Source organism: Pseudomonas quasicaspiana, assembly GCF_021147825.1.
Taxonomy (GTDB): Bacteria; Pseudomonadota; Gammaproteobacteria; order Pseudomonadales; family Pseudomonadaceae; genus Aquipseudomonas; species Aquipseudomonas quasicaspiana.
The window spans coordinates 47,369-55,809 of sequence record NZ_JAGTPI010000039.1 but is presented as its reverse complement, the minus strand read 5'-3'; the positions used below and the strand labels follow the sequence as shown (position 1 = coordinate 55,809).

Here is an 8,441-nt window from a genome sequence, read left to right as displayed (position 1 = left end):
CCAGCGACCGGTAAACCCTGGCGACTCCCCCGTTTGTACCTTATCGCGGGCAAGCCCTGCTCCCACAGAGTTCGCTTGGTAGTTTGCCCAACGAGAACCCCATGCCTCAGCACCGCCCTTACAAAGTTGCACTCAACGGCTACGGCCGTATTGGACGTTGCGTCGTGCGCGCGCTTTGCGAGCGAGGGGCCAAGGCCGGGTTTGAAGTGGTTGCCATCAACGATCTGGCCGACATGGCCAGTCTCGAATACCTCACGCGCTTTGACTCCACACACGGCCGGTTCCCCGGCGAAGTGCGGGTCGAAGGGCAATACCTGCACATCAATGATCACAAGATCAGAGTGCTGCGCAGCGAGACGCCGGAAGGCGTCGACTGGGCGGCGCTGGAAGTTGATCTGGTGCTCGAATGTTCAGGCGTCTACAACACCCGTGAAGACGGCCAGCGCTTCATTGACGCTGGCGCGCCACGGGTGCTGTTTTCCCAGCCGATGGCCAGCGAAGTCGACGTCGACGCCACGATTGTGTTCGGCGTCAATCAGCAGAAGCTGACGGGGCGCGAGCTGTTGGTTTCCGCCGCATCCTGCACCACCAACTGCAGCGTGCCCTTGCTGCGTCTGCTGGATCAGGCTGTCGGGCTGGAATACGTCACTATCACCACGATCCACTCGGCGATGAACGATCAGCCGGTGATAGACGCCTATCACCATGAGGATCTACGCCGTACGCGCTCGGCTTTCCAGTCGATTATTCCGGTGTCCACTGGTCTGGCGCGCGGTATTGAGCGGCTGCTTCCGGAACTTGCGGGCCGAATTCAGGCCAAAGCAGTTCGCGTGCCGACGGTAAACGTGTCCTGCCTCGATATCACTTTGCAAACCGCGCGTGATACCGATGCCCTCGAGATCAACCGCCTGCTCCGCGAGGCCGCCACCAGTGGCCCGTTGAAAGGACTGTTGGCCTACACCGAGTTGCCGCACGCCAGTTGTGATTTCAACCATGACCCTCATTCGGCCATCGTTGATGCGAGTCAGACGCGAGTTTCCGGCCCGAGGCTGGTCAACGTGCTGGCCTGGTTCGATAACGAATGGGGTTTTGCCAATCGAATGCTTGACGTCGCTGAGCACTTTTTGCGCGTCGCAGACCCACAACATTAAAAACAGGGATTCACTCATGACCGTGTTGAAGATGACCGAGCTCGACCTGCAAGGTAAGCGTGTATTGATTCGCGAAGACCTCAACGTCCCGATCAAGGACGGCAAAGTCAGCAGTGATGCGCGCATCCTGGCGTCGTTGCCAACCATCAAGCTCGCGCTGGAAAAGGGCGCAGCCGTGATGGTCTGCTCGCATCTGGGTCGTCCAGTCGAAGGTGAGTTCTCTGCCGAGAACAGCCTCAAGCCGGTTGCTGAATACCTGAGCAAGGCTCTGGGCCGTGAAGTGCCACTGGTTTCTGACTATCTGGACGGTGTTGACGTTAAAGCGGGCGACATCGTGCTTTTCGAAAACGTACGCTTCAACAAGGGCGAGAAAAAGAACGCTGACGAGCTGGCGCAGAAATACGCTGCCCTGTGCGACGTCTTCGTGATGGACGCTTTTGGCACCGCCCACCGCGCTGAGGGCTCGACCCATGGTGTGGCCAAATTCGCCAAAGTCGCTGCAGCAGGCCCGCTGCTGGCTGCAGAGCTGGAGGCGCTGGGCAAAGCCCTCGGCGCTCCGGCCCAGCCAATGGCCGCCATCGTTGCCGGTTCCAAGGTATCTACCAAGCTCGACGTGCTCAATAGCCTGAGCGCCATCTGCAACCAGTTGATCGTCGGTGGTGGTATTGCCAATACGTTCCTGGCTGCGGCAGGCCACAAGGTTGGCAAATCGCTGTACGAGCCGGACCTGCTTGATACCGCCCGTGAAATCGCCGCCAAGGTCAGCGTGCCGTTGCCGGTGGACGTAGTCGTAGCCAAAGAGTTCGCTGAAAGCGCAGCCGCAACGGTCAAGTTGATTGCCGACGTTGCTGATGACGATATGATTCTGGATATCGGCCCGCAAACTGCAGCGCACTTCGCCGAATTGTTGAAATCTTCCAAGACTATTCTGTGGAACGGCCCGGTAGGTGTGTTTGAGTTTGACCAGTTCGGCGAAGGCACCAAGACCTTGGCTAAAGCCATTGCCGAAAGCTCGGCGTTCTCCATCGCAGGCGGTGGCGACACGCTGGCGGCGATCGACAAATATGGCGTAGCGGATCAAATCTCCTACATTTCTACCGGTGGTGGCGCATTCCTGGAATTTGTCGAAGGCAAAGTCCTGCCAGCCGTGGAAGTTCTGGAACAACGTGCCAAGGCCTGAGGATCAGGCTTTGCAAAAGGGAAATGAAATGCTCAGGCCGTTACCAATGCTCATGATTGCTGCACTGCTCGCTGGCTGCGCCAGCAAGCCGGAGGCCGACGAGGTTGTGCGCGAGCCTGCGCTGGTTCAATTGAGTTGCTATCAGGCGAACTGGCAGGCCGAAACCGTGCCGGTGATCTATAAGCGCGGCGGTGAAGCGGTGCTGGATAAGTACGAGTTCATGCCTAATCTCGGGCCAGTGGCCTGTCGTTAAGCGTTGATCGCAGGGATGAGTTTGGCAACATCTTGGGCCGGCGGTGGTCACTTAAGGGTGGATAACTCTTTTTGAACAAGGAATTTCGCCATGAAGATCGCCGCCGTTGCCCTGTTGAGTTGTGTGATGTTTGCCGGATGCAGCAATTCTGGCCCGCGTGCCAAGGCTTGTGAAGTATTCAGCCCGGCGTCCGTAAACGTGCCGACGACCCAGAGTTCTCAACGGGTTGAAGCGCTGGCTACGGGTGAACCGGCCGATGATCGGAATCAGGAACAGAACTGCCCCTGAAGGTTGAAGCGACTGGCATTCGCCCCGCTTCCCGGGGCGGGCCAGGAGAAGTAATGAAAGGCTTGATTGCCCTTGCGACATTTGCAGTGCTTGGTGGTTGCGCCAGCATGAAGGCTCCGGAAACGGGTAATACCTGGACAAGTTGGGTTTGCGACAGCAAGGCTCAGGTCCATTGGCGTTACGTTGACAAGGCCAAGGCCGAAGTCGATGTACGTTTGAATGAAAGCGATCAGGTCTTCCGGCTGACTGCCGAGCCTGGTTCGCCATCGCTGTACAGTAATGGTGTGCTGGCTTTCCAGAACAAGGGCGACGAAGGCCTGGTGTACTGGGACGCTACAAACGATTTGATCGGGCGCGGTTGCAAGAAGCGTTGAAAAAGCTGCACCGATGATTCACCGCATAGCCTGCGGGCTCATGCGTAGAACTTTAATAGCAGCCGCCGCTACGGCAGGTTTGCACGATAACGACCCTACCGGGAGAGAGACAGACAATGGCACTTATCAGCATGCGCCAGATGTTGGACCACGCAGCCGAATTCGGTTATGGCGTCCCAGCTTTCAACGTGAACAACCTGGAACAAATGCGCGCCATTATGGAAGCGGCCGACAAGACCGATTCCCCGGTGATCGTTCAGGCCTCGGCCGGCGCCCGTAAATACGCTGGTGCTCCGTTCCTGCGTCACCTGATTCTGGCCGCGGTTGAAGAATTCCCGCATATCCCGGTGGTTATGCACCAGGATCACGGCACCAGCCCTGATATTTGCCAGCGTTCGATCCAGCTGGGCTTCAGCTCGGTGATGATGGACGGCTCGCTGGGCGTGGACGGCAAAACGCCGACCACCTACGAGTACAACGTTGAAGTGACTCGTCGTGTTGTTGCCTTCGCTCACGCCTGTGGCGTTTCGGTTGAAGGTGAGCTGGGTGTTCTGGGCTCGCTGGAAACCGGTATGGCTGGCGAAGAAGACGGCGTTGGCGCTGAAGGCATGCTCGATCACAGCCAGATGCTGACCGATCCGGAAGAAGCCGCTGACTTCGTCAAGAAAACCCAGGTTGATGCGCTGGCTATCGCCATCGGCACCAGCCACGGCGCTTACAAGTTCACCAAGCCGCCTACCGGTGACATCCTGGCGATTGATCGCATCAAGGAAATCCACAAGCGCATCCCGAACACTCACCTTGTGATGCACGGTTCGTCTTCGGTCCCGCAAGAGTGGTTGAAAATCATCAACCAGTACGGCGGTGAAATCAAAGAAACCTACGGCGTACCAGTCGAAGAGATCGTTGAAGGCATCAAGCACGGCGTGCGCAAGGTCAACATCGACACCGACCTGCGTCTGGCCTCCACCGGTGCCATTCGTGAGTTTATGGCCAAGAACCCGGGCGAGTTCGACCCACGTAAGTACCTGGCCAAGACTGTAACGGCCATGCGTGACGTGTGTATCGCTCGCTACGAAGCGTTCGGTACTGCTGGCAACGCATCGAAGATCAAGCCAGTGTCTCTGGACGCGATGTTCGAGCGCTATGCTCGCGGCGAACTGGATGCCAAGATCAACTGAGTGATGGTTGATTGAGCAATGAAAAAGCCCGCAGCAATGCGGGCTTTTTTGTGGGGGCGTTTAGGAGGTCGTTTCCTTGTCGATGGGAGTGTGAGTGTTTTAACGCTGCCAGGAAACTTAAGTTACATCTTTGGCCAGTCCGGCATTTAGATTGGCTGATACATAACTGTGCCTCCATTACTCTCTTGCCGATATAGATATTGAACTGTCTCAATAGGGAAATGAAGATGGCTATTAATATCAGCGGTGCGGGATCAATCACCTATGTGCCAATGGAATATGTATTTAAAATAAAACAACCAGAGATGGTAGAGAACGAATACACGGTAAAAGATGATGAGGCGGCGCGAGAAATCATGAGGAATGTCGGGATTGTGGATCTCGACGGTCTCAAATCGCTTCTCGAGGGGCTGGATATGACTTCAATCAGTACACGAGAGCTGAGTAGTTTGTGTGCGGGCCTCAATAAATTGGGCTTTAACGATGTAAGCGCTTATTTTTTTCTGGCTGAAGGGAATGAGGATTCAGGATTTGACGGAAGATCTCGTAACCTGGATGTCAAGTTCAATGCAATCCCTTTGGTCTACGAGAAACTCCAAGGGCAAATTGACTTTGCTGCCACAGAAGGGCTGAAGGGCGACAAGGCGTATGGTCGAATTTTGAGTGGCATTGCCAATGCGAATCATATAGTCGCCGCACTCTCCTATTTCGTGAAAACTGCACATAAACTCCCCTCAATAAATGAGCAAGCATGATCTGCAGATCAATGCGCCTTTGCCTGAGCGCCGGCGCATTGACAGGCAGTTATCGTGTTATGGCTATGCTACCGTTGTAGGCCCAAGGGGTTTCATGATGGTTCTGATGTTTAACCCTGAAGGTGCCCGCGGTCGTTACCTGCGAGATATATCCACCGGAAGATTCAGCGATGGGTCGCCACTGTCCATTCTCCAGTTTCTCAATACGCATTAACGGTGCGAAACCTCCATTTTCGGATCGAACCTTGGATACGATCAACACCGAACGACAGGTAGGTCCATTAGCGATTGTGACCGGTCCATAGGAAACCACGGTTTTATTTGCAGGGATAACACCCGAGAATGGATTGCTGATAGTCAAACACGCAGCTTCAGCTTGTGATGCCAGTGCCAGAGTGACCAAGGATGCCAATAATGTCTTTTTCATAATAATTTCTCGCTTAATATAAGTTGGTTGATGTTGAATTATTGAGCTCGAACGAATCCGCGCGGGAAATTTATTCCGCAGGTAGGAAGGTTCTTTGATGTGAAGCGTTATTTGTAGGATGTTTCTTACATGTATTTATTCTTTTCCGTTTTTGAGGTGTGACTGCACGTAATCTTTTTCTGATTAGAAAATCAACCCTTAAACTGAAAGTTTATCCGAAAGGATAGTGCGCACGCGAAAGTGGCCTTTGCAGGCTGACATTGAGACGTGATTTATTTGTTTGATACAGCGAAAGACTGGTAGGACCGAATTTATTCGGGAAAGCTATATTTCAGGCGGCACAGAGGCTGCGGATGTCCCGACCCCTTCGCGAATGAATTCGCTCCCACGGAAGTTGTGCTGGCGCTCGTGATTTGGTTTCTTCACTCACGAATTTATCGCCTGAACTGACGCTATCGCGGGCAAGCTCATTCTCATTCAGCAAAATGCAATCAATGGGTTGAAATGCATTTTCTGTAGGAGCTGCCGAAGGCTGCGAAGCATTTCTCCTAATACACCGCCATCGCAGCCTTCGGCAGCTCCTACAGGTCCCGCGTTTAAACCGATGACGCTTCGGTTGTGCTCACTGTCCCTGTCTCACCCGAAGCCAGCGGCGGGGCGGTGACGATGGATTTCAAGTCAATCCGGCTCTGCAGCAGCTTGTCGATGTCCGGCTTGGGGCGCTGCAGCTCCGGGTTGCTCCCGGTCGCCCGCTCTATCTGTTCGCCACACGCCAGCAGATAGGCGTCAGCGCGGAATGCGCCCACTACTTGCAGGCCGAATGGCATGCCTTTGTGGTCAACGCCACAGGGCAGCGACAGGGCGGGGTTGGTCGCCAGCGTGACGACATAGGTCAGGGCCAGCCAGCGGTAATAATTCGCCAGCTCTTTGCCATTGATGCTCTTCAGGTAAAGGTCTTGCCAGGGGAAGGGCGACACAGGCGTGGTGGGCGAAAGGATCAGGTCGTAGTCCTCGAAAAGTGCCTGGAAGCGGCGATAGATCCGGGTCTGTTCCGTGGCGGCCCAAGCGCAGTCTTCCAGGGTCATGCGCATGCCCATTTCGTAGTTGGCGCGCGGGTTTTCGCCCAGGGAGTTCGGATCTCGCAGATATGCGTCGCGAGTGCCTGCGACAAAGCTTTCAGCCCTTAAAACATCGAAGCAACGATCCGTTTCACCAAGCTCCATCTGCACTTCATCGCAACTGCGAAACAAGAGTCGCAAGGCGTCGATTTTGCGGCGGAACACCTGACGAATATTGTCATCCACGTCGCAGCAGCCGAAGTCTTCGGTGTAACCGACACGCAAGGTGCCAAGGTCAACGTCTGGCAGCGCGCTGAAGAGGTTTTTGTCGACCTCGTAGCTCAGCGGTTCGCTTACGTGGAAACCGGCCGTAGCTTGCAGTTGCAGCAGCGTATCAGCCACTGTGCGCCCCATGGGGCCAACGACCGAGATGGGTGTCCAGCCCAGCAGGCGTCTTTCGCTGGGTACGAGGCCTGGAGAGGGGCGCAGGCCCACTACGCCGCATTTCGCTGCGGGGATGCGCAATGAGCCGCCCGTGTCCGAGCCACTGCACAACGGCAGCATGTCGGTGGCCAGTGCAGCAGCCGAGCCACCGGATGAGCCTCCGGCATTGACTTCAGGGTTGAACGGGTTGCCTGTGGCGCCCCATACGTCATTACGGGTGTTGGCACCTGCGCCCATTTCCGGCACGTTGGTCTTGCCGGTGACAATCGCCCCGGCGGCTCGCAGTCTGGCTACGAGTGCGTTGTCTTTGGCCGGAATGTTATTGCGGTAAAGTGGCGAGCCGTAGGTGGTCAGCAGACCCGCTGTGGCTTCCAGATCCTTGATGCCAATCGGCAGGCCGTGCAGCAAGCCCAAGGGTTGGCCCGAAAGCACCGCCTGCTCGGCTTCGCGCGCCTGCTGACGGGCCTGATCGAAGCAGGTGGCGGTCACAGCATTGACGTAAGGATTGACCCGCTCGATGCGCTCGATGCACGCGTCCATCAATTCCACAGGTGAAATCTGTTTGCTGCCGATCAGGCGGCGCAACTCAACGGCGGTTTTTTCCACAAGCTCATCGGGACGGCGCATTCGGAATACCTGGCAACAGTGATTGTTGCCTCGAATCTAGAGCAGACCGAGGCTTGCCACAATTTCAAGTTTTCGAATGATTTATTGCTGTTTCGGCATGGGAGGTTTTGCTGTGCGAGACCGCTGCAGGAGCTGCCGAAGGCTGCGAAAGTATTTCTTCTGGCGCACCGCGATCGCAGCCTTCGGCAGCTCCTACAACCATGGCTCTGGGTTCGGATCACGAAGCCTTCTGGTCTCGCACCATCAACAACCGCGACGCTTCGTTGTAATCAGCCTGGAAGGAAGGGCTGCCGATCCATTCGATGGCGGCATCTTCGTCTTCATCGTGGAACATTGCGCGGTAGGTGATCAGCAGGCCCATCATGAAGTCAGTGGCTTGCTCTTCGTCTTCCTCGGCAATGACTAGCGCAAGGACCGGGTATTGCAGGAACACGGCGCACATCGCCAATTGGCTGATGGACTGCGCTTGCTTCATGGTCTGGAACAGGTCGTCGAAGTCAGCCGGATCAAAGCCGTTTTCCACGATGTCTTTAAAGTCGAACGTGCTCAGATCAATTTCGACGTCATCGAAAGGCTGGTCGACCAGCGGTGATGCAAAAATCGGGTGCACCACTTTTTTGCCCGGCTTTTGCGAGCGGTTCTGCTTGGCCTTGGCTTTCGCCCGTTGGGCGCGTTTTTGCTGTTTATCTGGCGAAGCCATGAG

General features: G+C 55.7%; 10 protein-coding genes. 7 read left to right on the top strand and 3 right to left on the bottom strand.

What is annotated here, in order from left to right; translation table 11 throughout:
* Positions 1-101 precede the first annotated feature (101 nt).
* The 7 genes from epd (at position 102) to KDX30_RS20275 (ending at position 5,182) form a co-directional block, all read left to right on the top strand.
* A complete protein-coding gene (gene epd / locus KDX30_RS20305; protein WP_099267887.1) occupies positions 102-1,151 on the top strand; it encodes an erythrose-4-phosphate dehydrogenase in 1,050 nt (349 codons plus the stop codon).
* Positions 1,152-1,167: 16 nt separating this feature from the next.
* A complete protein-coding gene (locus tag KDX30_RS20300) occupies positions 1,168-2,331 on the top strand; it encodes a phosphoglycerate kinase (protein WP_027901301.1) in 1,164 nt (387 codons plus the stop codon).
* Positions 2,332-2,359: 28 nt separating this feature from the next.
* Positions 2,360-2,584 carry a hypothetical protein gene (locus tag KDX30_RS20295; RefSeq protein WP_231677337.1) on the top strand — a complete coding sequence of 75 codons (225 nt, stop codon included), beginning with the start codon at positions 2,360-2,362 and terminating at the stop codon, positions 2,582-2,584.
* Positions 2,585-2,674: 90 nt separating this feature from the next.
* Positions 2,675-2,872, top strand: a complete 198-nt coding sequence (locus KDX30_RS20290) for a hypothetical protein (RefSeq protein ID WP_099267888.1) — start codon at positions 2,675-2,677, stop codon at positions 2,870-2,872.
* Positions 2,873-2,925: 53 nt separating this feature from the next.
* A complete protein-coding gene (locus KDX30_RS20285; protein ID WP_027901304.1) occupies positions 2,926-3,246 on the top strand; it encodes an MliC family protein in 321 nt (106 codons plus the stop codon).
* 116 nt (positions 3,247-3,362) lie between these two features.
* Positions 3,363-4,427: a class II fructose-bisphosphate aldolase gene (gene fba / locus KDX30_RS20280; protein ID WP_027901305.1), complete on the top strand. Its 1,065-nt coding sequence runs from the start codon at positions 3,363-3,365 to the stop codon at positions 4,425-4,427.
* A gap of 227 nt (positions 4,428-4,654) precedes the next feature.
* Positions 4,655-5,182: a hypothetical protein gene (locus KDX30_RS20275; RefSeq protein WP_231672168.1), complete on the top strand. Its 528-nt coding sequence runs from the start codon at positions 4,655-4,657 to the stop codon at positions 5,180-5,182.
* 49 nt (positions 5,183-5,231) lie between these two features.
* Here KDX30_RS20275 and KDX30_RS20270 read toward each other — a convergent pair whose 3' ends face one another.
* The 3 genes from KDX30_RS20270 to KDX30_RS20260 form a co-directional block, all read right to left on the bottom strand.
* Complete coding sequence (locus KDX30_RS20270; protein WP_231677336.1) at positions 5,232-5,609, bottom strand: hypothetical protein; 378 nt, start codon at positions 5,607-5,609, stop codon at positions 5,232-5,234.
* Positions 5,610-6,205: 596 nt separating this feature from the next.
* Positions 6,206-7,738, bottom strand: a complete 1,533-nt coding sequence (locus KDX30_RS20265) for an amidase (RefSeq protein WP_231677335.1) — start codon at positions 7,736-7,738, stop codon at positions 6,206-6,208.
* Positions 7,739-7,955: 217 nt separating this feature from the next.
* Positions 7,956-8,438: a hypothetical protein gene (locus KDX30_RS20260; protein WP_231677334.1), complete on the bottom strand. Its 483-nt coding sequence runs from the start codon at positions 8,436-8,438 to the stop codon at positions 7,956-7,958.
* Between the last annotated feature and the right edge of the window lie 3 nt (positions 8,439-8,441).

Coding starts and splice junctions, on each gene's coding strand:
- epd (WP_099267887.1), top strand. CDS start 102: ATGCCTCAGCACCGCCCTTACAAAGTTGCACTCAACGGCTACGGCCGT.
- KDX30_RS20300 (WP_027901301.1), top strand. CDS start 1,168: ATGACCGTGTTGAAGATGACCGAGCTCGACCTGCAAGGTAAGCGTGTA.
- KDX30_RS20295 (WP_231677337.1), top strand. CDS start 2,360: ATGCTCAGGCCGTTACCAATGCTCATGATTGCTGCACTGCTCGCTGGC.
- KDX30_RS20290 (WP_099267888.1), top strand. CDS start 2,675: ATGAAGATCGCCGCCGTTGCCCTGTTGAGTTGTGTGATGTTTGCCGGA.
- KDX30_RS20285 (WP_027901304.1), top strand. CDS start 2,926: ATGAAAGGCTTGATTGCCCTTGCGACATTTGCAGTGCTTGGTGGTTGC.
- fba (WP_027901305.1), top strand. CDS start 3,363: ATGGCACTTATCAGCATGCGCCAGATGTTGGACCACGCAGCCGAATTC.
- KDX30_RS20275 (WP_231672168.1), top strand. CDS start 4,655: ATGGCTATTAATATCAGCGGTGCGGGATCAATCACCTATGTGCCAATG.
- KDX30_RS20270 (WP_231677336.1), bottom strand. CDS start 5,609: ATGAAAAAGACATTATTGGCATCCTTGGTCACTCTGGCACTGGCATCA.
- KDX30_RS20265 (WP_231677335.1), bottom strand. CDS start 7,738: ATGCGCCGTCCCGATGAGCTTGTGGAAAAAACCGCCGTTGAGTTGCGC.
- KDX30_RS20260 (WP_231677334.1), bottom strand. CDS start 8,438: ATGGCTTCGCCAGATAAACAGCAAAAACGCGCCCAACGGGCGAAAGCC.